At 65.8% G+C, this 25,839-nt stretch carries 16 protein-coding genes and 5 pseudogenes; 17 read left to right on the top strand and 4 right to left on the bottom strand.

The features are described 5' to 3' along the window. Positions 1-125: 125 nt before the first annotated feature. The 13 genes and pseudogenes from ftsW (at position 126) to ligA (ending at position 17,054) form a co-directional block, all read left to right on the top strand. A complete protein-coding gene (gene ftsW, locus AKN84_RS12365; protein ID WP_050420994.1) occupies positions 126-1,277 on the top strand; it encodes a putative lipid II flippase FtsW in 1,152 nt (383 codons plus the stop codon). Between the two features lie 141 nt (positions 1,278-1,418). Continuing rightward, positions 1,419-2,519 carry an undecaprenyldiphospho-muramoylpentapeptide beta-N-acetylglucosaminyltransferase gene (murG, locus tag AKN84_RS12370; RefSeq protein ID WP_050420995.1) on the top strand — a complete coding sequence of 367 codons (1,101 nt, stop codon included), beginning with the start codon at positions 1,419-1,421 and terminating at the stop codon, positions 2,517-2,519. A gap of 119 nt (positions 2,520-2,638) precedes the next feature. Then, a pseudogene (gene murC / locus AKN84_RS12375) lies at positions 2,639-4,041 on the top strand (UDP-N-acetylmuramate--L-alanine ligase). Positions 4,042-4,313: 272 nt separating this feature from the next. Next, positions 4,314-5,231, top strand: a complete 918-nt coding sequence (murB, locus tag AKN84_RS12380; RefSeq protein WP_050420996.1) for a UDP-N-acetylmuramate dehydrogenase — start codon at positions 4,314-4,316, stop codon at positions 5,229-5,231. After that, the gene (locus AKN84_RS12385; protein WP_050420997.1) at positions 5,231-6,217 is read left to right on the top strand and encodes a D-alanine--D-alanine ligase family protein; all 987 of its coding nucleotides are present in this window, start codon (positions 5,231-5,233) and stop codon (positions 6,215-6,217) included. Before murB ends, AKN84_RS12385 begins: the two co-directional genes overlap by 1 nt. 125 nt (positions 6,218-6,342) lie before the next feature. Beyond that, positions 6,343-6,610 (top strand): annotated as a pseudogene (locus tag AKN84_RS48910) (hypothetical protein); the annotation flags it as partial. Then, positions 6,550-7,557 (top strand): cell division protein FtsQ/DivIB, encoded by a 1,008-nt coding sequence (locus AKN84_RS12390; RefSeq protein WP_050420998.1) that lies wholly within the window; start codon positions 6,550-6,552, stop codon positions 7,555-7,557. The pseudogene AKN84_RS48910 and the gene AKN84_RS12390, both read left to right, overlap by 61 nt. Next, positions 7,554-8,869, top strand: a pseudogene (gene ftsA / locus AKN84_RS12395) (cell division protein FtsA). Before AKN84_RS12390 ends, ftsA begins: the two are co-directional and overlap by 4 nt. A gap of 89 nt (positions 8,870-8,958) precedes the next feature. Continuing rightward, positions 8,959-10,749: a cell division protein FtsZ gene (gene ftsZ, locus AKN84_RS12400; RefSeq protein ID WP_050420999.1), complete on the top strand. Its 1,791-nt coding sequence runs from the start codon at positions 8,959-8,961 to the stop codon at positions 10,747-10,749. Between the two features lie 349 nt (positions 10,750-11,098). Beyond that, positions 11,099-12,061 (top strand): UDP-3-O-acyl-N-acetylglucosamine deacetylase, encoded by a 963-nt coding sequence (gene lpxC / locus AKN84_RS12405; RefSeq protein ID WP_050421000.1) that lies wholly within the window; start codon positions 11,099-11,101, stop codon positions 12,059-12,061. 245 nt (positions 12,062-12,306) lie between these two features. Beyond that, positions 12,307-13,215 (top strand): outer membrane protein assembly factor BamD, encoded by a 909-nt coding sequence (locus tag AKN84_RS12410; protein WP_050421001.1) that lies wholly within the window; start codon positions 12,307-12,309, stop codon positions 13,213-13,215. 13 nt (positions 13,216-13,228) lie between these two features. Beyond that, complete coding sequence (gene recN, locus AKN84_RS12415) at positions 13,229-14,899, top strand: DNA repair protein RecN (RefSeq protein ID WP_050421002.1); 1,671 nt, start codon at positions 13,229-13,231, stop codon at positions 14,897-14,899. A gap of 7 nt (positions 14,900-14,906) precedes the next feature. After that, on the top strand, positions 14,907-17,054 hold the full coding sequence (gene ligA / locus AKN84_RS12420; protein ID WP_050421003.1) for an NAD-dependent DNA ligase LigA: 2,148 nt from the start codon (positions 14,907-14,909) through the stop codon (positions 17,052-17,054). Between the two features lie 16 nt (positions 17,055-17,070). Here the strand turns inward: ligA and AKN84_RS12425 are convergent, their stop codons facing one another. After that, positions 17,071-18,348, bottom strand: coding sequence for a multidrug effflux MFS transporter (locus tag AKN84_RS12425; RefSeq protein ID WP_050421004.1), 1,278 nt, complete (start codon positions 18,346-18,348; stop codon positions 17,071-17,073). 296 nt (positions 18,349-18,644) lie between these two features. Continuing rightward, positions 18,645-20,472: pseudogene (locus AKN84_RS12430) on the bottom strand (aminopeptidase P family protein). Positions 20,473-20,662: 190 nt separating this feature from the next. Here AKN84_RS12430 and AKN84_RS12435 point away from each other — a divergent pair. Beyond that, a complete protein-coding gene (locus tag AKN84_RS12435; RefSeq protein ID WP_050421005.1) occupies positions 20,663-20,848 on the top strand; it encodes a hypothetical protein in 186 nt (61 codons plus the stop codon). 528 nt (positions 20,849-21,376) lie between these two features. Here AKN84_RS12435 and AKN84_RS12440 read toward each other — a convergent pair. Beyond that, positions 21,377-22,258 (bottom strand): annotated as a pseudogene (locus AKN84_RS12440) (50S ribosomal protein L11 methyltransferase); the annotation flags it as partial. A gap of 172 nt (positions 22,259-22,430) precedes the next feature. On the opposite strand from AKN84_RS12440, the gene AKN84_RS12445 reads away from it, so the two are divergent. Then, a complete protein-coding gene (locus tag AKN84_RS12445) occupies positions 22,431-22,595 on the top strand; it encodes a Flp family type IVb pilin (RefSeq protein ID WP_050421006.1) in 165 nt (54 codons plus the stop codon). 271 nt (positions 22,596-22,866) lie between these two features. Here AKN84_RS12445 and AKN84_RS12450 read toward each other — a convergent pair whose 3' ends face one another. Beyond that, the gene (locus AKN84_RS12450; RefSeq protein ID WP_050421007.1) at positions 22,867-24,474 is read right to left on the bottom strand and encodes a phytoene desaturase family protein; all 1,608 of its coding nucleotides are present in this window, start codon (positions 24,472-24,474) and stop codon (positions 22,867-22,869) included. 143 nt (positions 24,475-24,617) lie between these two features. Between AKN84_RS12450 and AKN84_RS12455 the strand changes: the two genes are divergently transcribed. Next, on the top strand, positions 24,618-25,364 hold the full coding sequence (locus AKN84_RS12455; protein ID WP_128970708.1) for a hypothetical protein: 747 nt from the start codon (positions 24,618-24,620) through the stop codon (positions 25,362-25,364). A 6-nt stretch (positions 25,365-25,370) separates the two neighbouring features. Continuing rightward, positions 25,371-25,766: a DUF6915 family protein gene (locus tag AKN84_RS12460; protein WP_050421009.1), complete on the top strand. Its 396-nt coding sequence runs from the start codon at positions 25,371-25,373 to the stop codon at positions 25,764-25,766. Positions 25,767-25,839 lie beyond the last annotated feature (73 nt).

The raw sequence follows: 25,839 nt of genomic DNA on the forward strand, positions 1-25,839 counted from the left end.
CGCCAGGACGACAGTTGTTGTTGGGCGCCCGCCAGCACCTCCCTCAAAAGTTACCCATCCCGTTAACCCCTTGGAAACCATCCTGCGCCACGAATGGACGTTATCTCTGCCATCTGGGGACGCCCATGCTCGCCCGTGACCAACGCACCCCGTTCTCGGACTGGTGGTGGACCGTCGACAAGCTGCTGCTTGTCGCGATCGCCGCGTTGATGCTGGCGGGCGTCATTCTGTCGTTGGCGGCGAGCCCGCCGGTCGCGACCCGGATCGGGCTCGATCCGTTCCATTTCTTCAACCGCCACGTCATGTTCCTGGTGCCGTCGCTGATCGTGCTGATCGGGGTGTCGTTCATGACGCCGCGGCAGATCCGGCGCACCGCGCTGATCGTGTTCGCGGTGTCGATCGCGCTGATCGTGCTGACGCTGCTGATCGGGCCCGAGGTCAAGGGCTCGCGGCGCTGGATCACGCTGCTCGGTGTGAACATCCAGGCCTCGGAGGCCGCCAAGCCCGCCTTCGTCATCGTAGCGGCCTGGCTGTTTGCGGAATCGACCAAACGGCCGGAGATGCCGGCGACCTCGATGGCGCTGGTACTCTTGATGATGCTGGTTACGCTCCTGGTGATGGAGCCCGACTTCGGTCAGACCATGCTGATCCTTACCGTATGGGGCGCGCTGTTCTTCATCGCGGGCATGCGGATGATCTGGGTGTTCGGGCTCGCCGGCGCAGCCGGCGCGGGCCTGTTCGGCGCCTATCTGCTGGTGCCGCATGTCGCCGGCCGCATCAAGCGCTTCATGAATCCCGCCTCCGGCGACACCTTCCAGGTCGACACCGCGATGGAGGCATTCTGGAACGGCGGTTGGTTCGGGCTTGGTCCGGGCGAGGGCATCGCCAAGCGCAGCCTGCCGGACAGCCACACTGACTTCGTCTTCGCGGTGGCGGCGGAGGAATTCGGCATCATCCTCTGCCTGATGCTGGTCGCGCTGTTCGGCTTCATCGTGATCCGCACGCTGACCCGCGCCTATGCCACCGAGGACATGTTCTCGCGCTTTGCGGCATCTGGGCTTGCGATCCTGTTCGGCGTGCAGGCGACCATCAACATGGCGGTCAATCTGCAACTGATCCCGGCCAAGGGCATGACGCTGCCGTTCATCTCCTATGGTGGTTCCTCGTTCGTCTCGCTCGCCTATGGCGTCGGCATGATGCTGGCGCTGACCCGGCAGCGGCCGCGGACCGAGATCGAATCGATGGAAGGCGCCAGCGCGCAGCGCGCCTACGCGTAGGTGACCCTTGTTGTCATTGCGAGGAGCGAAGCGACGACTTGTCCGCCGAAGCCCTGGCGAAGGCGGAAGCAATCCATTCATCCGCTTTGCGGCGCTATGGATTGCTTCGCTTCGCTCGCAATGACGATGTAAAAGGCGAACATGGACAACCCGCCCCTGATTCTGCTGGCGGCCGGCGGCACCGGCGGCCATCTGTTCCCGGCCGAAGCACTCGCCGTGGAATTGATCCGGCGTGGCCTGCGGGTGCGGCTTGCGACCGACGGCCGCGCGCTGCGCTACTCCGGCCTGTTCGGCAAAGAGAGCATCGAGCTCGTGCCGAGCGCGACCGTGCGCAGCCGCAACCCGATCTCGCTGGCGCGGACCGTGCTGATGCTCGGCTACGGCACACTGGTCGCCGCCAATGTGGTGCGCCGGCTGAAGCCTGCGGCCGTGGTCGGCTTCGGCGGCTACCCGACCTTGCCGCCGCTCGTGGCGGCGCGGATGCTCGGCGTTCCCGGGATCATTCACGATGCCAATGCGGTGCTCGGCCGCGCCAACCGTTTCCTCTCCGGCCGCGTCAACGCGATCGCGACCTCGCTGCCCGGCGTGCTCGATCGCGATCCCGCGCTCGCCGGCAAGGCCACCACCGTCGGCACGCCGATGCGCCCGGCGATCCTCGCGGCGGCCGCGGTGAAATACACGGCGCCCGAGGTCAACGGACCGCTGCGCCTGCTCGTCGTCGGCGGCAGCCAGGGCGCGCGGGTGATGAGCGACATCGTGCCGCCGGCGATCGAGCAGCTCGAACCCGCGCTGTGGAGCCGCCTGATCATCACCCAGCAGGTGCGCGAAGAGGACATGGATCGGGTCCGCGCGGTCTACGACCGGCTCAAGATCAACGCCGAGCTCGCGCCGTTCTTCGCCGACCTGCCGGCGCGGCTGGCCTCGAGCCAGCTCGTGATCTCGCGCTCCGGCGCCGGCACCGTCGCCGAGCTCGCCGCGATCGGCCGGCCCTCGATCCTGGTGCCGCTGCCGGGAGCGATCGATCAGGACCAATATGCCAATGCCGGCGTGCTGTCGGAGGCGGGCGGTGCGCTCCGCGTCAGGCAGAGCGACTTCACGCCCGATTGGCTCGCGGCCGAAATCTCGGCCTTCGCCGCGGAGCCCGCGAAATTGACCGCGATGGCCGAGGCCGCGCGCAGGGTCGGCCGGCTCGATGCCGCCGAGCGGCTCGCCGATCTGGTGGCGAAAGTGGCAGGAATTTAGGCCGCTTTCGAGAAATTTTCGGCCGTGGGAAGCCGTGGCCGGGCTTGTCCCGGCCATATCAGTCTTTCATAAGTCGGAGGATTGCCGGGTGAGCCGGACACGATGAAGGTGTTAGCAACATGAGACTGCCGCGCGAGATCGGACCCATTCACTTCGTCGGGATCGGCGGCATCGGCATGAGCGGCATCGCCGAGGTGCTGATCAATCTCGGTTACACCGTGCAAGGCTCGACGCGTCGGATAATTACAATCTCGATCGGCTGCGCAAGAAGGGCGCGAAAATCTCGGTCGGTCACGCCGCCGAGAATGTCGACGGCGCCGACGTCGTCGTGGTCTCGACTGCGATCAAGCGCGACAATCCCGAGCTGATGGCGGCGCGCGCGCGGCGCATTCCGGTGGTGCGGCGCGCCGAGATGCTGGCGGAATTAATGCGGCTGAAGAGCTGCGTCGCGATCGCCGGCACCCATGGCAAGACCACCACGACCACGATGGTGGCGACATTGTTCGATGCCGGTGGGCTCGACCCGACCGTGATCAATGGCGGCATCATCAATGCCTATGGTTCCAACGCGCGGCTCGGGGCTGGCGACTGGATGGTGGTCGAGGCCGACGAGAGCGACGGCACTTTCCTGAAGCTACCGTCAGATGTCGTCATCGTCACCAACATCGATCCCGAGCATCTCGATCACTTCAAGACCTTCGAAGCGATCCAGGACGCATTCCGCAACTTTGTCGAGAACGTTCCGTTCTACGGCTTTGCCGTGATGTGCACAGATCACCCTGTCGTGCAAAGCCTCGTCGGCAAGATCGAGGATCGCCGCATCATCACCTACGGGCAGAATCCGCAGGCCGATGCGCAGCTGCTGGATCTGACGCCGATGGGCGGCGGCTCGAAATTCAAGGTCGCGATCCGCGATCGCAAGTCGGGCGCGACGCACGAGATCGCCGACATCATGCTGCCGATGCCGGGGCGCCACAACGCATCCAATGCGACGGCGGCCATTGCGGTCGCGCATCAGCTCGGCGTGTCCGACGACGTTATCCGCCAGGCGATGGCCGGCTTCGGTGGCGTCAAGCGGCGCTTCACCAAGACCGGCGAGACGAATGGCATCACCGTGATCGACGACTACGGCCATCATCCGGTCGAGATCGCGGCCGTGCTGAAGGCGGCGCGGGAATCCACCAACGGCAAGATCGTCGCCGTGGTGCAGCCGCATCGCTACACCCGCTTGCAGTCGTTGTTCGAGGAATTCTGCACCTGCTTCAACGACGCCGATGCGGTCGTGGTCGCCGAGGTCTATCCGGCCGGCGAGGCGCCGATCCCAGGCATCGACCGCGATCATTTCGCCGCCGGCCTGCGCGCCCACGGTCATCGCAACGTGGTGCCGCTGCCGAATGCGAGCGAGCTCGCGACAATCGTGCACGGCCTCGCCAAGTCCGGCGACCTCGTCGTCTGCCTTGGCGCCGGCAACATCACGCAATGGGCCTACGCACTGCCCGCCGAATTGAAGGCGCTGGGGTGATCGCATGTTCGTTGCTGATCACGAACACCGCCCGTGCGGCTCACCCCTCTCCCTAACCCTCCCCCGCAAGGGGGAGGGAACCCATTCGCCCCTGCGTCCCTGACTCGCGCTAAGAGTCGGAGCGAGGCTGTGGCATCGGGTGAGGTGAGCACGCTGGTCGGGCTCCCTCCCCCCTTGCGGGGGAGGGCTGGGGAGAGGGGTAAGCCCCGGGCGCTGGCGCAAAGCGCAGTGCGGCACGCTCTCAATCCAGCTCCTGCATCGATTGCCGCATCATGACCTTCCCCGATATCACGCCGGACCTGAAAGCCGCGATGCCGGAGCTGCGCGGGCGGCTGCTGGCCAACCAGTCGCTGGCGGAGCTGACCTGGTTTCGTGTCGGCGGCCCGGCGCAGGTGCTGTTCACGCCAGCCGATGAAGACGATCTCGCTTACTTCCTGAAGCGTCTGCCGCACGAGCTGCCGGTCTATGTCGTCGGCGTCGGCTCCAATCTGATCGTGCGCGACGGCGGCATGCCCGGCGTCGTGATCCGGCTGGCGCCGCGTGCGTTCGGCGAGACCGGTGCGGACGGTGATGTCGTCACCGCCGGCGCCGCCGCGCTCGACAAGCGCGTTGCGGAGACGGCAGCGGCGGCAAACATCGGCGGCATGGAATTCTTCTTCGGCATTCCCGGTACGGTCGGCGGTGCACTGCGCATGAATGCCGGCGCCAATGGCGGCGAGACCAAGGATGTGCTGGTGGAGGCGACCGGCATCGGCCGCGACGGCACCAAGCACACGTTCGGCAATGCCGACATGAAGTTCGTCTATCGCAACAGCGGCGTCGATCCGTCTGTTGTCTTCACCTCGGCGCGCTTCCGCGGCAGGATCACCGATGCGGATGCGATCCGCGCCCGCATGAACGAGGTGCAGACTCATCGCGAGACCGCGCAGCCGATCCGCGAAAAGACCGGCGGCTCGACCTTCAAGAATCCGCCCGGCAACAGCGCCTGGAAGCTGATCGACGCCGCAGGCTGCCGCGGCCTCAAGGTCGGCGGCGCGCAGGTGTCGGAGATGCACTGCAATTTCCTGATCAACACCGGCAACGCCACCGGGCACGACATCGAGAGCCTCGGTGAGACCGTGCGTGAACGGGTCAGGCAGACCAGCGGAATTGAGCTGCACTGGGAAATCAAGCGGATCGGGAACAGCTGATGCAGGTGACCATTCTGTTCGGCGGCACCAACAAGGAGCGGCTGGTTTCAGTTGCGAGCGCGCAGGCGCTGCACCGCGCGCTGCCCGACGCGGAGCTCTGGTTCTGGGACGTCGACGACACTGTGCATGCGGTGACGTCCGAACAGCTGCTCGGTCACGCGCGGCCGTTCGAGGTCGACTTCAAGCCTGATAGTCCCGGCATCGCGCTCGACCAGGCGCTCGACAAGGCAAGCGCCGAGCAGCGCGTGCTGGTGCTCGGTCTGCACGGCGGCCGCGCCGAGAATGGCGAATTGCAGGCGATGTGCGAAATGCGCCGCGTCGCGTTCACCGGCTCCGGCTCGGCGTCGTCGCATCTGGCGTTCGACAAGCCGTCGGCCAAGCGCTTCGCCGCGATCGCAGGCATCAACGCGCCGCAGGGTATCAGCGTCGAACAGATCGATGAGGCATTCGCGAAATACGGCAAACTGATCGCAAAGCCCGCCAAGGACGGATCGAGCTACGGGCTGATCTTCGTCAACGCGCAGCAGGACCTCGTCGCCGTCCGCAACGCGGCCAAGCACGAAGACTATCTGATCGAGCCGTTCGTCTCAGGCGTCGAGGCGACCTGCGGCGTGCTCGAGCAATCCGACGGCAGCGTGTTCGCGCTGCCGCCGATCGAGATCGTGCCGGCGGAGGGGGGCTTCGACTACACGGCCAAGTACCTCCTGAAATCGACGCAGGAGATCTGTCCCGGCCGTTTCGCGCCCGAGGTCAGTGCCGCGATCATGGACCATGCATTGCGGGCACACCGCGTGCTGTCCTGCACCGGTTACTCGCGCAGCGATTTCATCGTGTCGGCCAATGGCCCGGTCTACCTCGAAACCAACACGCTGCCCGGGCTCACTGCGGCGTCACTGTACCCTAAGGCCTTGAAAGCACAGGGGATCGCCTTTGCCGACTTCCTGAGCGACCAGATCGAGCTCAGCCGCCGCCGCGCCAGGCGTTAAGGCCATCTGGGTAGGGAACCCGCCCGACTCGGCCGGATGGAACCCGGCGCTGTTGCTAAAATGCTAACGGGTTCGCGGCAAAGTACTCAAAGCGTTGATCAAAATACACTCCAGGCTGAACTCATTTACCGTTTGTTTACCAGGAAGCCCGAAGGTTAACGCTGGCGGCGCATGTAGCGCTTGGCTGCCGGGGCGTGAGCTGTCGCGGATTACCGCTTCGAGGATCGCAACCAGGGAACAGGGGGCCACTCTAATCCCACCGGTCTAGCCGAGACGTAATTTGTGCCGGGACCCGCGGGGTTTGCGGGCACAACATGTGACGAGCTCGTGCAATGGATGGTGCAGGACGCCTCACTCGATCGGTGCGATCGCTGGGGCCTCAAGCTGACCTGAGAGCAGCCGCTATTGGAGCGGCGGTGCTGCTGCGCGAGTATATCGGCGCCCATCTCGCTCGCCGCAGACGGCGTCCCGCCAAGCGGCCGCAGGTGATCGATCGCGAGCCGCCGAATCGCTACATCCAGATGGTCGAGCGCTATCTGCCGCGCCGTATCGGGCTGGTCGCGACGCTCGCGATCCTGTTCGGCAGCCTGGGCTTCGGCATCGTTCGGGGCGGCCATGTCGAGGAGTTCACCACCGCGCTGAGCGACACCCGCAACGCACTGGCCAATTCAGCGGGCTTCCGCATCACCACCGTCGGCATCAACGGCCGCAAGCAGCTGAGCCAGGACGAGGTGCTCGCGATCGGCGGCGTCAATGGCCGCTCCTCGCTGTTGTTCCTCGACGCCGATACCGTGCGTGCCAAGCTGAAGGCCAATCCCTGGATCGCGGATGCCACGATCCTCAAGCTCTATCCCGGCCGGCTGCAGATCGACATCGTCGAGCGCACCGCCTTCGCATTGTGGCAGCAGAACGGCCGCCTGTCGGTGATCGCCTCCGACGGCGCGGTGCTCGAGCCTTACGTCACGCGCCGCTTCCTCAATCTGCCGCTGGTGGTAGGCAAGGGGGCTGACACCCGCGCCCAGGACTTCCTGGCGCTGCTTGACCGTTATCCGCAGGTGCGTTCGGTGACCAAGGCCGCGATCTTTGTCGGCGAGCGGCGCTGGAACCTGCGCCTCAAGGACGGCCTCGACGTCCGCCTGCCGGAGAACGATGTCGGCAATGCGCTGGCCGCGCTCTCCAGGCTCGACAAGGACGAGAAGCTGTTCTCGCGCGACATTGTCGCCGTCGACATGCGGCTGCCCGATCGGCTGATCGTGCAATTGTCGGAGGAAGCCGGCAAGGCGCGTGACGATCTGTTCAAGGACAAGAAGTCCAAGAAGAAGCCGGGTGACTCCGCATGACCGGCCTCGATCGCAATCTGACCCCGAAGACCCGCCCGATGCAGAAGCGCACCGCATGGTAGCTTCGCTCGACGTCGGCTCCAGCAAGATCGCCTGCATGATCGCGCGGCTCAAGCCGTCGCCGCCGAACGAGGCGCTGCGCGGCCGCACCCATGCGGTCGAATTGATCGGCTACAGCCAGATCCAGTCGCGCGGCGTCAAGGCCGGCTCCGTCGTCGATCTCGCCGAATGCGAGAAGGCGGTGCGCCATGCCGTGGCGCTGGCCGAGCGCATGGCCAAGGTCCGTGTCGAGTCCGTCCTGCTGTCGGTCTCCGGCGGCAGGCAGCACGGCCAGCTGGTCGAAGCCGCGGCCGATATCCGCGGCGGCTCGGTGACCCCTGACGATATCAGCCGCGTCACCTCGGCCGGCATGCGTCACGCCGCCGGCGCCGGCCGCACCGTGCTGCACGCGCTGCCGGTCGGCTACGCGCTCGATGGGGTCAAGGGTATCCGCGATCCCAGGGGCATGGTGGCGCGCCAGTTCGGTGTCGACATGAACGTGGTGACGTCGGACGCGACGGTCGCCAAGAACCTGATGCTGGTGGTCGAGCGCTGCCATCTCAACGTCGAAGCCATGGCATCGAGCCCCTATGTCGCGGGCCTGTCGGTCTTGACTGATGACGAAGCCGACCTCGGCGCCGCCGTCGTCGAGATGGGCGCGGGATCGACGACGATCGCGACCTATTCCGGCGGCCGCCTCGTGCACGCGTCGGGATTTGCGCTCGGCGGGCAACACATCACGATGGATCTTGCGCGCGGCATCGGCGCGTGCATTGCGGATGCCGAGCGAATCAAGACTTTATACGGCACGGTGCTGACCGGCGGTTCGGACTCGCGCGAGCTGATGTCCGTTCCCACTGCAGGCGATGATCGGGAGACCCCGCAAATCGTATCTCGCGCCACGATTGCGAACATTGTCCGGCATCGCGCCGAGGAGATTTTTGAAATGGTCCGTGACCGGCTCGCGGATTCCCCCTTTGCGGCAGAGCCGAGGGCTCGTGTCGTGCTCAGCGGCGGCGCGTCGCAGCTGACCGGGACCGTCGAGCTCGCCACCCGCATCCTGAACCGCCAGGTCCGCATCGGCCGCCCGCTCGGCTTCGGCCGGCTGCCGAACGAGGCGAAGGGCGCCTCGTTCTCGGTGCCGACGGGCCTCCTGGTCTATCCGCAATACGCACATCTTGAACATGTCGAACCGCGGCGCACGCGGCAACTCAGGACAGGGACAGACGGTTACTTCGGAAAGGTCGGACGATGGCTTCGCGAGGGCTTCTGATGACCGCACCCCGGCTCATTGCATTTTCACCAGCTCCTGCGGCCAGCGGCCGGGACGAACCAACGCGCGCATAATCGAGAGAGGCAACCATGGCACTCAATCTGACACCCCCTGACATCAGCGAGCTGAAACCGCGGATCACCGTCTTCGGCGTCGGCGGCGCGGGTGGTAATGCCGTCAACAACATGATCACCGCCGGGTTGCAGGGCGTCGACTTCGTCGTCGCCAACACCGACGCGCAGGCGCTGACGATGTCGAAGGCGCAGCGCATCATCCAGATGGGCACCCAGGTCACCCAGGGCCTCGGCGCCGGTTCGCAGCCCGATGTCGGTGCCGCGGCCGCGCAGGAAGTCATGGACGAGCTTCGCGATCATCTCACCGGCGCCAACATGGTGTTCGTCACCGCCGGCATGGGCGGCGGCACCGGCACGGGCGCTGCGCCCGTGATCGCCAAGGCTGCCCGCGAGATGGGGATCCTCACCGTCGGCGTGGTGACGAAGCCGTTCCACTTCGAAGGTCAGCGCCGGATGCGCACCGCCGAGCACGGTATTTCCGAGCTCCACAAGGTGGTCGACACCCTGCTGATCATTCCGAACCAGAACCTGTTCCGGGTCGCCAACGAGAAGACCACCTTCGCCGACGCGTTCGCGATGGCCGACCAGGTGCTGTATTCGGGCGTCGCTTGCATCACCGACCTGATGGTCAAGGAAGGCCTGATCAACCTCGACTTCGCCGACGTCCGCGCCGTGATGCGTGAGATGGGCAAGGCGATGATGGGCACCGGCGAGGCAACCGGCGAGAAGCGCGCGCTGACCGCCGCGGAAGCCGCGATCGCCAACCCGCTGATCGACGATAGCTCGATGAAGGGCGCCCGCGGCCTGTTGATCTCGATCACGGGCGGCAAGGATCTCACTTTGTTCGAGGTCGACGAAGCCGCAACCCGCATCCGCGAAGAGGTCGATGCCGACGCCAACATCATCGTCGGCGCCACCTTCGACGAATCGCTCGACGGCATCATTCGCGTCTCCGTGGTCGCGACCGGCATCGAGCAGGCCGCGATCGCCTCCCGTGCCCAGGCTCCCGCGCAGCAACAGGGCGGCTCGCCCGAGAGCCGGCTGGCCGACCTGACCGCCCGCCTGCGTGCCGACAATCAGCGCATGGCCGAGCGCGCCCAGAAGCTGGAGCCGCCGACCGGCGTGACGGTTGCTCCGATCGCGGCTCAGGCCGCGGCGCCCCAGCAGCGTCCGGCGGTCGAGCGCGCAGCACTCGCGGCGATCGCCGCCGCGGTTGCCCCGGACAGCGCATCGGCCGCCCAGGCGCCGATGCAGCCGGCCTCTTACGGAGACGTCACGGTGCGGCCGATCGCCCAGAAGCCCACGCTGTTCCCGGATCACGAAGCGGCCCGGGCCGAGCAGCACGAGCCGATGCCGCCCGAGACCTTCATCCCGCAGGCGGCGGAGCGGTCGCCAGTCCGTGCCCCGCGGATGCCGAAGTTCGAGGATCTGCCGATGCCGGCGCAGGCCGAGATTCGTCAGGCCAGCGGGGATGGTGAAGCGGAACACCCGCAGAAGACCCGGCTGTCGCTGCTGCAGCGGCTGGCCAATGTCGGCCTCGGTCGCCGCGACGAAGAGACCGAGCCGCCGATCGCGGCCCGCGCCTCGGGCCCTGCGATGCCGACGATGCCTCCGCTGCCTGAGCGCAAGCCGGCTCGCAGCGTCGCCCAGCAGATCTCGGCGAACGAGCAGCCGGTATCGGAATATGCAAAGCGCCCGGCCCCGCAGGGATTGGACGCCCATGGCCGTCAGGCCCCTGTTGCTCCGGCGCCACAGGGCGACGACCATCTTGATATCCCGGCCTTCCTGCGCCGGCAGGCAAACTGAAGTTTGTTACAACCTTGGCGATGAAGAAGGCCTCGGCGGGGAACCGCCGGGGCCTTCTGCCTTAGACGGGCATGCAGTTGTGCTCGGTGAACAAGCAACTGATTTTAAATGATTAATTATTCTTTCGGTGGTCAGATGGCCACTCGCCGAGGGCCGTTTTCGCTGCCGCAATTTGGTTAACCTTGGGCGTGAATGCGGCGGAGATGGGGTAACAATCGGTAAAGAAGCGTGAGTTGGCGCGGTTTAGGAAATCACTATGGTCTGCCGTGACTTGGGGAGCTCAAGCGAGTCGGCCTTGGGGAAGTTTGGCCACTTGAATTGAGCGAAGTCGGGTAGTGGGCATTATCGAATGAAGTTCAGCCGTCAAACAACGCTTCGGTCGCAAGCCACCGTGACTGGCGTAGGCGTTCATTCCGGTCTTCCTGTCAGTCTCACGCTGGGACCTGCACCTGTTGATGCGGGTTTTATTTTTGTCCGCACCGGTCTCGATGGTGCTGACCGCGAAGTCACCGCCACCGCCGACGCCGTGATCGCAACCGAGTTCGCGACGGTGCTGGGTGACCGCGAAGGACCGCTGGTTTCGACCGCGGAGCATGTTCTCGCCGCGCTGCGCGGCATGGGCGTCGACAACGCCACGATCGAAATCGACGGATCGGAAGTGCCGATCATGGACGGCAGCGCTGCGGCGTTCGTCGCGGCCATCGACCAGGCCGGCATTGTGACCCAGCCCGCCGTCCGCCGTTTCATCCAGGTGCTGAAGCCGGTGCAGGTCAAGATCGGCGATGCGATGGGCGAGCTGCGTCCGTTCGCCGGCGGGTTCCGCGCCGAGGTCGAGATCGACTTCGCCAACAAGGTGATCGGCCGCCAGACCTACACCTTCGATCTGTCGCCGGAAGGCTTCCGCCGCGACGTCGCGCGGGCCCGGACCTTCGGCTGCATGAATGACGTGGCGCGGCTGTGGGGCGCAGGCTTCGCGCTCGGCGCCTCGTTCGACAACACCGTGGTGTTCGACGAAGCCCGCCTGCTCAACGTCGAGGGGCTGCGCTATGCCAACGAGTGCGCCCGCCACAAGGTGCTCGACGTGATCGGCGATCTCGCGCTGGCCGGCCTGCCGTTGCTCGGCAGCTACCGTTCGGTCCGGGGCGGTCACAAGCTCAACAATGCGGTGCTGAAGGCGCTGCTGGCCGACCGTAGCGCCTGGCGCGTGGTCGAATCGGAGACGGCCCGGCGGCCGGTCCGCGGCCATGTCGAAGCCGGTGCAGGCACCGTGGGCGGCCTCGTCGCCCCGGCCTACGGTCCGGACGTGTCCTGATCGCCGCAGGCGGCTAGGTCCCAATTTCCGTAATAACCACAGCAGGCTGTGCGCTTCGCCGGGTCGCCTTATTCCCGGCGGATTGGCTCCCTATTCGGTTGGTCGACGGTCATTTTTCGGTTAAACAGGCCCGCGGTTGCTTGATACGGCGCCAACGGCACGAGAGATATTGCATCCATGACCGCGGTTCATGGGTGGAGTGGGGTCGCCGTTAACCGCATCAAAGGCGTCAGGTTTTACAATTCATGTCGGCAATGCGTATGGCGCTCGAACCACGCTCCCCTTCTGACGTCTCCGGCCTGACCAAGGCCGCGCGCACGCTGCGTTTTGCAGCGGGCCTGATCGTGCTGGCACTGCCGCTCTCAGGCTGCGGCACCGGCGCGCTGTGGGACAAGTTCATGTCCAAGGACGATACGTTCGTCGATGAGCCCGCGGACAAGCTCTACAATGAGGGCTTGTACATGATGAACGAGAAGAAGGACCTGAAGGCCGCCTCGAAGAAGTTCGAGGAAGTCGACCGTCAGCACCCCTATTCGGACTGGGCGCGCAAGTCGCTCCTGATGTCGGCCTATTCGTATTACCAGGCCGGCGACTACGACAGCTGCATCGGCTCTGCGACCCGCTACGTGACGCTGCATCCCGGCAGCCCGGACGCTGCCTACGCCCAGTACCTGATCGCAGCATCGCATTTCGATCAGATCCCGGACATCTCGCGCGACCAGGGCCGCACCGAGAAGGCGATCGCCGCTCTCGAAGAGGTGGTGCGCAAATATCCGACCTCGGAATACGCCACCCAGGCCAAGAACAAGATCCAGGCGGCGCGCGACCAGCTCGCCGGCAAGGAAATGGCGGTCGGGCGCTACTACATCGAGAAGCGCGACTTCACCGCCGCGATCAACCGCTTCAAGACCGTGGTCACGCAGTACCAGACCACCCGCCACGTCGAAGAGGCGCTCTACCGGCTCACCGAGGCCTATATGGCGATCGGCATCGTCGGCGAGGCGCAGACCGCAGCCGCAGTGCTCGGCCACAATTTTCCGGACAGCCGCTGGTACAAGGACGCGTATAATCTAGTAAAGTCCGGCGGTCTCGAGCCGAGCGAGAATCAGGGATCCTGGATCAGCAGGACCTTCAAGAAGATAGGTCTCGGCTAGGAATTGTCCTCGCATGCTGGCCCGTCTGTCGATCCGTGACATCGTCCTGATCGAACGGCTTGATATCGAATTTTCCCGTGGCCTGGCGGTGCTGACCGGCGAAACCGGCGCCGGCAAATCGATCCTGCTCGATGCCTTTGCGCTGGCGCTCGGCGGCCGCGGCGATGCCGGACTCGTGCGCCACGGCGCCGAGCAGGGGCAGGTCACCGCGATGTTCGATGTTCCGAAGGGGCATCCGGCGGCTAGGATCCTTGCCGAGAACGGCCTCGACGACACCGGTGAGATGATCCTGCGCCGCGTGCAGCTCGCCGACGGCCGCACCCGTGCCTTCATCAACGATCAGGCGATCAGCGTGCAGACCCTGAAGGCGGTCGGTGCCGTCCTGGTCGAAATCCATGGCCAGCATGACGAGCGCGCGCTGGTCGACGCCTCCACCCACCGCCAGCTGCTCGACGCCTTCGCCGGTCACGAGAAGGACGTCGCGGCGCTGGAGGCGCTGTGGGATATCAGGCGGACCGCCGGCACCGCGCTCGACGAGCATCGCGCCGGCATGGAGCGCGCCGCGCGCGAGGCCGACTATCTGCGCCATGCCTCGCAGGAATTGAAGGCGCTGGCGCCGAAGGAGGGCGAGGAGACCGAGCTCGCCAACCGTCGCACCACCATGATGCAGGGCGAGAAGGTCGCGACCGATCTGCGCGAGGCGCAGGAGGCGATCGGCGGCTCGCATTCGCCAGTGTCGGCGCTGTCGGCCGCGGTGCGGCGGCTGGAGCGGCGCGCTGCCTATGCGCCTGCGCTGATCGAACCCGCAGTCAAGGCAATCGATATTGCGATCAATGCGCTGGAGGAGGCCGACCAGCATCTTCACGCCGCACTGGCGGCGACCGATTTCGATCCGGCCGAGCTCGAGCGGATCGAGGAGCGGTTGTTCGCGCTGCGCGCCGCTTCGCGCAAATATTCGACGCCGGTGGATTTGCTGGCCGCGCTGGCGACGCAATACGCCGGCGACGTCGCGCTGATCGATGCCGGCGCCGACCAGCTCAAGAAGCTGGAAGCGGCCGCCGCCGAAGCCGACCAACGTTATGCGGCTGCGGCTGCAAAACTGTCGGCGGCGCGCACCAAGGCGGCCGAGAAGCTCAACAAGGCGGTCAATGCCGAACTCGCGCCGCTCAAGCTCGAGCGCGCGAAATTCATGACCCAGGTCGAGGCCAATGCCGCCGCGCCGGGGCCAGAGGGTATCGACCGTGTCGAATTCTGGGTGCAGACCAACCCGGGCACCAAGCCGGGGCCGATGATGAAGGTCGCCTCCGGCGGCGAGCTGTCGCGCTTCCTGCTGGCGCTGAAGGTCGTGCTGGCCGATCGCGGTTCGGCGCCGACTTTGGTGTTCGACGAAATCGACACCGGCGTCGGCGGCGCGGTCGCGGACGCCATCGGCTCGCGGCTGGCGCGTCTTGCCGGCAAGGTGCAGGTGATGGCGGTGACCCATGCGCCGCAGGTTGCGGCCCGCGCCAGCCAGCATCTCCTGATCTCCAAGGACGCGCTCGATAAGGGCAAGCGGGTCGCCACCCGCGTCAACGCGCTCGCCGCCGACCATCGCCGCGAGGAGATCGCCCGCATGCTGGCCGGCGCCGAGATCACCGCCGAGGCGAGGGCCGCCGCGGAACGGCTGCTGCGGGCGGCGAGTTAGTTCGCCGATGGCCATCAAGGCGAAGAAAGCGCTGGTCGACGTCGATAAGCTCACCAAGGCCCAGGCCAAAGTCGAGTTGATGCGGCTTGCGCTCGAGCTCGAAGGCCACGACAAGCGCTACTATCAGGACGATGCGCCCAGCGTCACCGATGCCGAGTACGATGCGCTGAGGCAGCGTTACAATGGGATCGAGAAGCGCTTCCCTGAATTCGTCACCGCGGAATCGCCGTCGCAGAAGGTCGGCGCCGCGCCGTCGGGGCGCTTCAAAAAGGTCCGCCACTCCGTTCCGATGCTGTCGCTCGACAATGCGTTTGCGGAAGCCGACGTGGTCGATTTCGTCGGACGCATCACGCGCTTCCTGAAATTGCCTGATGACAAGATCGATTTCTCGGCCGAGCCGAAGATCGACGGGCTCTCGATGTCGCTGCGCTACGAGGGCGGTGAGCTCGTCACCGCAGCGACACGCGGCGACGGCGCCGAGGGCGAGGACGTCACCGCGAACATCCGCACGCTGGAAGATGTGCCGCAGAAGCTGAAGGGCCGCAACGTGCCCGAGATCTGCGAGGTGCGCGGCGAGGTCTACATGACCAAGAGGGCGTTCCTGGCGCTAAACGAGCGACAGAAGGCCGCGGGCGACACCATCTTCGCCAATCCGCGCAATTCGGCCGCGGGCTCGCTGCGGCAGAAGGATCCCGGCATCACCGCCTCGCGGCCGCTCGGCTTCTTTGCCTATGCCTGGGGCGAGATGAGCGCGATGCCGGAGGACACCCAGACCGGCATGATCCACTGGTTCGAGCGCTGTGGCTTCAAGACCAATCCGCTGACCAAACTGTGCGACTCGGTCGAGGAGCTGATCGCCTTCCATCGCAAGATCGAGGAGCAGCGCGCCGAGCTCGACTACGATATCGACGGTGTCGTCTACAAGGTCGACCGCATCGACTGGCAGGAGCGGCTCGGCTTCGTGTCGCGCACGCCACGCTGGGCGATCGCGCACAAATTCCCGGCCGAGCGCGCCATGACCGTGCTGCGCGATATCGAGATTCAGGTCGGGCGCACCGGCTCGTTCACGCCGGTCGGCAAGCTCGAGCCGGTCGGGGTCGGCGGCGTGATCGTGCAGAACGTCACGCTGCACAACGAGGACTACATCAAGGGTATCGGCAACAAGGGCGAGGTGTTGCGCGAGGGGCGCGACATCAGGATCGGCGACACCGTGGTGATCCAGCGCGCCGGTGATGTGATTCCGCAGGTCGTCGACGTCGTGATCGACAAGCGGCCGAAGGGCGCCAAGGAATTCCATTTCCCGAAGAAATGCCCGTGCCCGCTGCACACCGACGTGGTGCGCGAGGAGACCGCGACCGGCGAGGAGGGCTCGCGGCTGCGCTGCAGCGGCGAGTTCGCCTGTCCGTTCCAGAAGATCGAGCACCTGATCCTGTTCGTGTCGCGACGGGCGTTCGACATCGACGGCCTCGGCGTGAAGCAGCTGCAATATTTCTTCGACGAGGGCTGGGTCAAGGAGCCCGCCGACATCTTCACGCTGCCGAAGCGCAACGCGAAGCTGAAGCTCGAGGACATCGAGGGCTACGGTGAAACCTCGGTGCGCAATCTGTTCGCCGCGATCGACAGCCGCCGCAGGATCGGGTTGGAGCGCTTCATCTATGCGCTCGGCATGCGCCATGTCGGCGAGACCACGGCGCTGGCGCTGGCGCGCGGCTACGGCTCGTGGGACGCATTCCACGAGGCCTGCCTGAAGGTCGCCAAGGGCGACGAGGATGCGATCGCCGAGATGGATGCGCTCGACCAGATCGGCGACACCGTGATCAAGAGCATCGCGGACTATTTCGGCGAGAGCCATAATCGCGGCATCGTCGAGCGGCTGACCACCGAGCTCGATGAGATCGTCGACGCCGAGAAGCCGAAGAGCAATTCGGTGGTGGCCGGCAAGACCGTGGTGTTCACCGGTTCGCTCGAGAAGATGACGCGCGACGAGGCCAAGGCGACCGCCGAGCGGTTGGGGGCCAAAGCTGCGGGTTCGGTGTCGAAGAAGACCGACTATGTCGTCGCGGGGCCGGGCGCCGGCTCGAAGCTTGCCGAAGCGCAGAAGCACGGCGTCCAGGTACTGACCGAAGACGAGTGGCTGAAGCTGATCAGGGAGTAGGGCGCGAGCGCGCGCCTCACATCATCCCCTGCTCATCCTCCTCGGCCTGCGCGATAAGTTCCTCGCTGACCACCACGTTGCGGCGCGGCACGACGAAGATCATGGTGCAGGCGCAGGCGATCGAGATCGCAAAGATTGCCGATGTCAGCGGCAATGTCGTGGTCGAATGGCCGCCGAGATAGGCGCCGAATTGCGAGATCAGCGAGCCGATGCCCTGTTGCAGGAAGCCCATCGCGCCCGAGGCGGTGCCGGCGGCTTCGGGGCGGATGCTGATGGCGCCGGCGGCCGAATTGGCCATCACGAAGGCATTGGCGACCATCACGATCATCTGGGTGCCGAACAGCCAGAGCGGGGCCTGATTCAGCCCGGCAAAGCTCCAGATCAGGTTCAACAGGCTGCCGCCGAGCTGCAGCGCGAGGCCGAACCAGATCAGCTTCTCCAGGGAGTGCCGCGGCGCGAAGCGCACGCACAGGAGATTGCCGATGAAGTAGCCGAACCCCGTCATCGCGAACCACGCGCCATATTCGGCGCTGCTGCGGCCCATCTGGGTCACCACGATGTAGGGGCCGCCGCCGGCGAAGGCGAAGATGATCTGCGAGGCCAGCACCTGGCACAACAGATAACCGACGAAGGCGCGGCTGCGGATCAGCTTGCCGAGGTCGCCGCGGAAGCTGGAGCTGTCGGTGCGGTCGCGCCGGGTTTCGGGCAGCGCCAGCGCGATGAAGATCGTGGTGACCAGCGACGCCGCGGTGATGAGATAGAGGATCGCACGCCAGCCGAACGTGGTCTCCAAGAGACCGCCGGTCAGCGGGCTCACCATCTGCGCGATCATCAGCGCGGCGACGACGAGGCTGATCATGGCACCGACCCGCTCGCGCGGATAGAGATCGCGGATGATGGCGCGGCTGATCACCATGCCGCTGGCGCCGCCGAGCGCCTGGAAGAAGCGCGCCGCGATCAGTTGCGGCAGGGTTTCGGCAAACACCGATCCGATGCCGGCCACCACCATCAGGCCGAGGCCCGAAAGCAGCACCGGGCGGCGGCCGAACTTGTCGGACAGCGGTCCCATGATCAGCTGCGACAGCGCGATGCCGACCATGTAGAGCGACACGGTCATCTGTGCTATGGAAATGTCGCGGCCGAAATCGGTCGCCAGCACCGGCAGCGCCGGAACCAGCATATAGAGCGAGATCGGCGCGACGCCCGTCATCACGACGAGCATCAGCAGCATGACCTTCGATGTCGCGATGTTGTCTTTAGCCGCGCCGGGCGGCTTGCCCATCACGCCGTGCATTCAGGTCCGATCCAGCATTATGCAAAGACTGTAGCGCGCCCGTTCGCGCGGAATACGGGTGTTTCGGCATACGCCCATGCGATTTCGGGAGACGCCGCGGTGATGTTTCGTCCCGCGCAATAAGGCAGGCGATGTCCCCATACATTCCGCTGTCGTCCTCCGCGAAAGCGGGGGACCCAGTATTCCAGAGGCCGTCGTTGTTGAGCCGATGGGCCGCGGCGTACTGGATCCCCCGCTTTCGCGGGGGATGACACCGAGTGTGAGGATGACGACCGCGGATAAACGGGCGGACGCCGCTACTTCAGCGGCGCCGTGGCCTCGTCGAGCCACAGCTTGGTGGCATTGTCGTCGAGATGCGGGCGCACCGTGCGCGCGACACGGGCATGGTAGTCGTTGAGCCAGCTCAGCTCGTCCGCGCTCAGCATGCTCACCTCGATCAGGCGGCGATCGATCGGCGCCAAGGTCAGCGTCTCGAAGGCGTTGACCGGCTTCTCGGCGCCGGCGATGTCGGTGCCGATCACGAGCTCGAGATTCTCGATCCTTATGCCGTAGCGTCGGTCTTGTAGTAGCCGGGCTCGTTGGACAGGATCATGCCGCGCTTCAGCGGCGTGGTGCCGAGCTTGGAAATGCGCGCCGGCCCTTCATGGACGCTGAGATAGCTGCCGACGCCGTGGCCGGTGCCGTGCTCGAAATCGATCCCGGCCTGCCAGAGATATTGCCGCGCGAAGCTGTCGAGCTGCGCGCCGGTGGTGCCGTCGGGGAAGATCGCGCGGGCGATCGCGATATGGCCGCGCAGCACGCGGGTGAAGCGGTCGCGCATCTCGTCGGTCGGCTTGCCGATCGCGATGGTGCGGGTGACGTCGGTGGTGCCGTCTTCATACTGCGCGCCGGAATCGATCAGCAGCAGATCGCCGGGGGCGATGCGGCGGTTGCTCTTGCGCGTCACGCGATAATGCACGATGGCGCCGTTCGGCCCGGTGCCGGCGATGGTCGGGAACGAGACGTCTTTCAGTGCGCCGGTCTGGCGGCGGAACGTCTCCAGCGCCTCGACGGTGTCGATCTCGGTGAGGTGGCCGGAGGGTGCCTCGCGGTCGATCCAGGCGAGGAAGCGGGTCAGCGCCACCGCGTCGCGCTGATGCGCCGTGCGGGTGCCCTCGATCTCGGTGAGGTTCTTGACCGCCTTCAGCAGGCTGACCGGATCGCTGCCGCGCACCGGCTTGCCGCCGGCGCCCGCGATCAGGCGGCTGAGGGCGTCGGCCGCGGTCGCGCTGTCCAGCGCAATCGAGGCGCCGCGCCTGGCGAGCTCGGTGAGCTTCGCGGCCAGCGCTGCCGGTTCCTCGACATCGGCGGATTGCTCGAGATGGTCCCGCGCAGAGTTGGACAGCTTGCGGTGATCGATGAACACCAGCGGCCGGCCGTCCTTCGGCACCAGCGCGTAGGACAGCGGCAGCGGCGTGTGCGAGACGTCGGCGCCGCGGATGTTGAAGGTCCAGGCCACCGCGTGGCTGTCCGACAGCACCAGCGCATCGACGCCGAGCTTGTTGATCTCGAGCCGGATCCGCTTCAGCTTCTCCGCCTCGATCTCGCCAGAGAATTGCGTGCCGTGGATCGTGACCGGGCCGACCGGCGGTGCCGGCCGTTCGTGCCAGATCGCATCGACCGGGTTGCCGTCGACGCGACCAGCTCGGCACCGGCCTTGGCGCAGGCCGCCGCCAGCCGTTCGGCTGCCGCAGAAGTGTGCAGCCAGGGGTCAAATCCTAGGCGGTCGCCGGCTGCCAGGTGCCGGGTCAGCCAGTGCTCCGGCGGCGGCTCGACCAGCGGCTCGACCTGCCAGGCCTTGGCGTCGACCTGCTTGGCGGCCTGCAGCGTGTAGCGCCCGTCGACGAACAGGGCAGCTTCCCGGCCCAGCACGATCGCGAGCCCGGCCGATCCGGTGAAGCCGGTCAGCCAGGCAAGCCGCTCCTCGGATGCGGCAACATATTCATTCTGCTGCTGGTCGGCGCGCGGAACCACAAATCCCGTCAGCTTGCGCCGCGCCAGTTCCTCGCGCAGCGCGCTTAAGCGCGCGGCCAGCGCGACGCCGCCTTCGGGCTCTTCGAACGTCTGGAAATGGGCTTCGAACATCGCCTTCGCACTCTCTTCGGGTCGAGCATGATCCTCGCGCAAGCGCAGTCAAGCTGACCATATTTTTGGCATAACTTCTGCTTGAAACATGGCATAGTAGAACTGACCGGACGATGTCCACTGCACGTCGTCGGTCAAGCGTACGGGGAGTGTCCAGGAGTGTCTCAACTCAACGGTGAGGAGATGCACGATGCCTGCATTCACGTTTGAGAAGATCTCGCCGCCGGTGCCCCCCGGCCCGATCGCGCCGGTCGAGCAGAAGCCGCGTGGCGTCATCGTCCAGATGCTCGATCGCTTTGTCGAGGCGCGTGCCAGGCGTGCAGCCGCTCAGGACAAGGTCGAGACGGCCGGCCGCAATTCCGCAGCGCCCGAATAACCAGCCCGCAGATCGCACTTACTGTTCGAGGTCGGAGGCCTTCGTCACGGTCGCGTTGACGACCCGTGTGCCGTCGAGTTCGCGCACGATCCGCTCAGCGGGGCCGACGATACCGAGGTCGAATTCGCGCTCCGGCGTCAGCAGCGTCATGCGCTGGCCGACGATGACGACGACGGTCATGTCGAGCGTCTCGCCGGATATCGCCCATTCCCTGAGCTCGCTCCGAAACGGCTCCCGGCGCCAGGCGTCGGGGAAGCCCGGATCGCAGCGGACCTCGAGACCGTCTTCGGACGTGGTGAGCACAAGCTTCGACCGCGAGGGCTTCCAGTGCTCTTCCAGCAGCTCGTTGACCAGCCAGACGCAGCTGAACGAGCGGCATTCCGCGGGCCGGTCCGGATAGATCCGGCAGCCGCGCCCGGGCGCGCAATGCGGACACCATGCGCTGGCCGGCTTCGCCAGTTCCTCGATCGCCATCACCTTGCAGCAGAGCGTGCAGTCGCCGCACTGTCTGCCGGTCGCGGTCACGTCACCTGACCGAGCGCAGCAGCAGGTGCTCCAGCCCTCGATCTTCAGATGCCGCAGCGGCACCAGCCCGCGCGCGCGATAGGCGGCGATCACCGCCGGCGCCTGGTGGGTCAGCAGGCCCGAGAGAATGACCTGCGCTGACGACGCGAGGTGTCGTACCATCGGTCCCGCCAGCTGGCGCAGCGGATTGGCGAGGATGTTGGCGAGCACCAGATCGAACGGCCCGTCCGCGGCAAAGCGCGGCGCGGCAAAGCCTGTGGCACGGATCACGTCCACCAGATGCCCTGCGCCGTTCAGCCAGGCGTTCTCCTCGGCCACCCGCACCGAGGGCGGGTCGATGTCGCTGGCCAGCACCTTGCCATGCAGCGCCTTGGCGGCGGCAATCCCGAGCACGCCGGTCCCGGTGCCGAGATCGAGCACACGGCGGGGCTGATAGGCCTTCAGGACGTGGTCGAGCAGCAAGAGGCAGCCGCGCGTGGTGCCGTGATGGCCGGTGCCGAAGGCGAGCGCCGCCTCGATCTCGATCCCGAGCTTATTCGGGGGGATCCTGTGCCGATCATGCTGGCCGTGGACGACAAAGCGGCCGGCCGCGACTGGGACCAGGTCCTCCAGGCTCGCTTTGACCCAATCCTTGGCCTCGATGGTGTCAAATACCAAAGTCGATGCGATATCCTGCCGCACCACGTGGCCGACCAGCTCGCGCAGCAAGGTCTGATCGGGCGGCGCGGCAAAATGGACGGTGACGTCCCAGCGGCCGTCCGGCCGCTCGAAGGCCGCAAAAGCCGCCTGATCCTCGAAGAACAGCTCGGAAAGCGCGTCGACCACGCGTTTTGCGGTCGTTTCGTCTGTGAGGGTGACGCTGGCGCGGTGTGTGGGTGGGGTCATCGGAGGCCGTTAGCGCGGTTTTTGTTAAAAATTCAACCCGGATTCAATCGAATTTCGCGAGAATTGATAGGTTCCCGATTCAGACAACCTTAGATGTCGCCGTACTAGTACGGAGGCGGAACTCGGGATTTCCCTTTCGTTCCAAGGCATCACAACCAAGGGCAGGGCTGCAATGAAGGTATTTTTCGTTAGGTTTATTCAGGATGAATCCGGCGCGACCGCCATCGAATACGGACTGATCGCGACCGGCATCGCCATCGCCATCATCGCTGCGGTGAACGGCGTCGGCACGAATCTGAGCGGGACGTTCAGCACGATCGCCGGTTCCCTCAAGTAATTTCGCCGACTGCGTTCTCGAGCAAGCACCGGGCAATGACGCCCGGTGTTTTCTTTTTGACCGGCTGTCCACAGGGTTCCGCGCACCTTGTCCACCAGCGATCAAGCGCGTTGTCCCCGGGGTTGTCGGGCTCTGTTCCACAGGCAGTCCACCGGGATGTTCACCGGCCTTTCCCATGACGGGATACCAGGTCTGACCACGGTCGACCCACAGTTTCTCAACAGACCTGTCCACAGCTTGCTGCGCCCTGGCCCTGGTGCCGCGGTCCGCGTCAGGCGAACAGCGCGCGATGGTCGGCCAGGACGGCCCGCGCGGCGTTGTGACCGGGCGCACCGGTGACCCCGCCGCCGGGATGGGCGCCGGAACCGCAATGGTAGAGACCGCGGAGCGGTCCGCGGTAGTCGGCATGGCCGAGCATGGGGCGCGCGGAGAACAGCTGGTTCAGCGTCAGCGCGCCGTGAAAGATGTCGCCGCCGAGCAGGCCGAACTGCCGTTCGAGATCGAGCGGGGACAGGATCTGGCGGCCGATCACGGAGCCCGCGAAGCCGGGCGCATAGCCGTCAACGGTTGCGATCATCAGGTCGGCGACCTCGTCGCGATGGTCGTCCCACGATTTGCCGCCGGGCAGTTGCGGCGCGACGTGCTGGCAGAACAGGCTCGCAACATGCTGGCCCGGCGGGCTCAGGCTATCGTCGAGCGTCGAGGGGATCAGCACCTCGACGACGGGCGCGCGGCTCCAGCCGAAGTCGCGCGCATCGTGCCAGGCGCGATCCATGTAGCCGAGGCTTGGCGCGATGATGATGCCTGCGGTGAGGTGATCGCCGGGGCCGGGCAGTGCGGTGAACGAGGGCAGGGCGCTCAGCGCCACGTTCATCCTGAAGGTGCCGGACCCGTTCTGCCAGCGCGAGATGCGCGTGCGGAATTCGCCCGCCAATGCGCCCGCCGGCACCAGGCGCGTGTAGAGCAGCTTCGGGTTGACATTGGAGACGACATATTTGGCGCGGACCGTCTCGCCATTGTCGAGGATGATGCCAGTGGCGCGATCCTTCTCGACGATCACCTCGCGGACGGGTGCATCGGTTTCGATCTCGACGCCATGGCTGCGCGCGGCACTTGCCATCGCCTGGGTGATCGCGCCCATGCCGCCGATCGCGTGGCCCCAGACACCCTTCTTGCCGTTCACCTCGCCGAACGCATGATGCAGCATCACATAGGCCGAGCCGGCCGCGTAGGGGCTCGCATAGTTGCCGACGATGGCGTCGAAGCCGAACAGCGCCTTGACGAGATCGTTCTCGAAACGCTCGTCGAGCATCTCGCCGGCCGAGCGCGTGAACAGGTCGAGCAGGTTGCGCTGCTGCTCGAGCGACAGCCGCCGCAGGATGTTGGCGGTGCCGAGCGCGTTGAAGGCCTCGCTGATTGCGCCGATGCCAAACCCCTCGACGAGGTTCGGCGGCGCGCGCAGCACGAATTGCCGCAGCACGTCGGCGATGGCTTCGAGTTCCCTCGAGAACTCGCCGATGGTGGCCGCATCCTGCTGGCTGAGCTTTGCGACCGACTGCTGGGTGCGGCCTTCGCCGGTCAAAAGGTAACTGCCGTCGGGCGCGGGGAGGAAGTTCTGCGCGCGGCGCTCGACGATCTGAAGGCCGTGATCGGCAAGTTTCAGGTCTGCGATGATTTGCGGGTTGAGCAGGCTCACCGTGTAGGCGGCGACCGAATTGCGGAAGCCCGGACAAAACTCTTCGGTGACGGCGGCACCGCCGACCACCTTGCGGCGCTCGACAATCCTGACCTTCAATCCGGCCATCGCGAGATAGGCGGCACAAGTGAGGCCGTTGTGCCCCGCACCGATGATGACGGCATCAACTTCATGATTGGACATGGCGCTTCTATAGGCTGAATGTCCGCATCTCACCACTGCCGGCCGCGGCAGGTCACAAATCCGTACCGATCCGGATACGATAGTTCGGCCGCGATTGTGCGGGCCGTGAGCCGCCAGCAGGACGAGGAGAGCGCCTCGTTCGTTTGGCGCCGCCAAGCAGTGGAGCGCAAATGCCGTTTGTTTTTGATCAAACTGAAATCGAGTGGCCCGACGACGAGTCCGATCCACCGCCGCCGCGCCCAAATCAGTTCGTTTACCTGCCGCCGCCCGAATTCGGCGGAGCGCGGGAGCCGGTCCATTTCACACTCGACATTCCGCCCGAGCCGCTGGTGCCCGGACCGGTCGCGCCGGTGATCACGCGGCCGAGCCTTTGGGATCGCTTGTGGGGCCGGCGACTGCCAACCGCGCAGGTGACGCCGGCAGTCAAAGCCGCCGCGGAGGTGTGGGCGGCCCGCGAGGTGTTCACCCGCCAGCGGCTGATCGCGGTGTCCGTACCGGCCCTGCGTGAACTCGGCGTGCAGCGGCTCTATTGTCGCTATGACGGCGGCAACGACGAGGGGTTTTCGTGGCTCGACAGCGCGACGCTTCATGATGGCACACGTGTCGACGCTGATGCGCTCGCGCAGCGGCTGACCGAACAACGATTTCTTGACCGGCTGGTTGCGAGGGGCGTGATGAACCGGATCGACGGCACCAGCGAACGCGACCAGATCGCGTCCTTTGTCCGCGACTGGATGTGTACGGAGTGGGCGACCCTGCTGCTTGGCCGCGGCTACGGCACCGGCGAGTACGTCATGTACGGCGCCTTCGTCGTCGATCTCGACGCGTTGAGCGTGGTTGACGATCCCAGGGCCGACCCGGTTACGAGCAATATCGAGATCGCGAGGTAGCCTGCGATGGCGCATCCCTATCATCATGCGGTCCGTTCCGCGCGCCTGTTCGGCGGAACGCCCGAGGACTATCTCGCGATTCACGACTGGTTCGACGAGAGCAAGGCGCATCTTGCCGACGTGCGTCACCGTGCGCTGCGCCATCACAGCGAGGGTATCTTCCTGTGCGAGGCGATCTTCGGCGCGACGCTGACGAACAGCGCCGGCAAGCAGATTCCGGTGCGCACGGTCGGCGAGCAGCATGTCAAGGACGATCTCGGCTGGATTCCCTCGGTCAAGGATTGGTTGCAGCACATCGAGCTGCAGCCATGGATGGGGCGAACGCCGTTCCGGCCACAAATGGAAACGTCCGCACCGGCCGCGGAAGCGGAACACGAGGCCGGCGACATCAGGATGACGTGAACGGTTCAAGCAACCCGGTGGGCGTGTTGCCCGCTGCCTGGCGCTATGATTCAATGCAATGCATGTGCCCGGT

Origin of the sequence: Bradyrhizobium tropiciagri (assembly GCF_001189845.1) — a bacterium.
Lineage (GTDB): Bacteria > Pseudomonadota > Alphaproteobacteria > Rhizobiales > Xanthobacteraceae > Bradyrhizobium > Bradyrhizobium tropiciagri.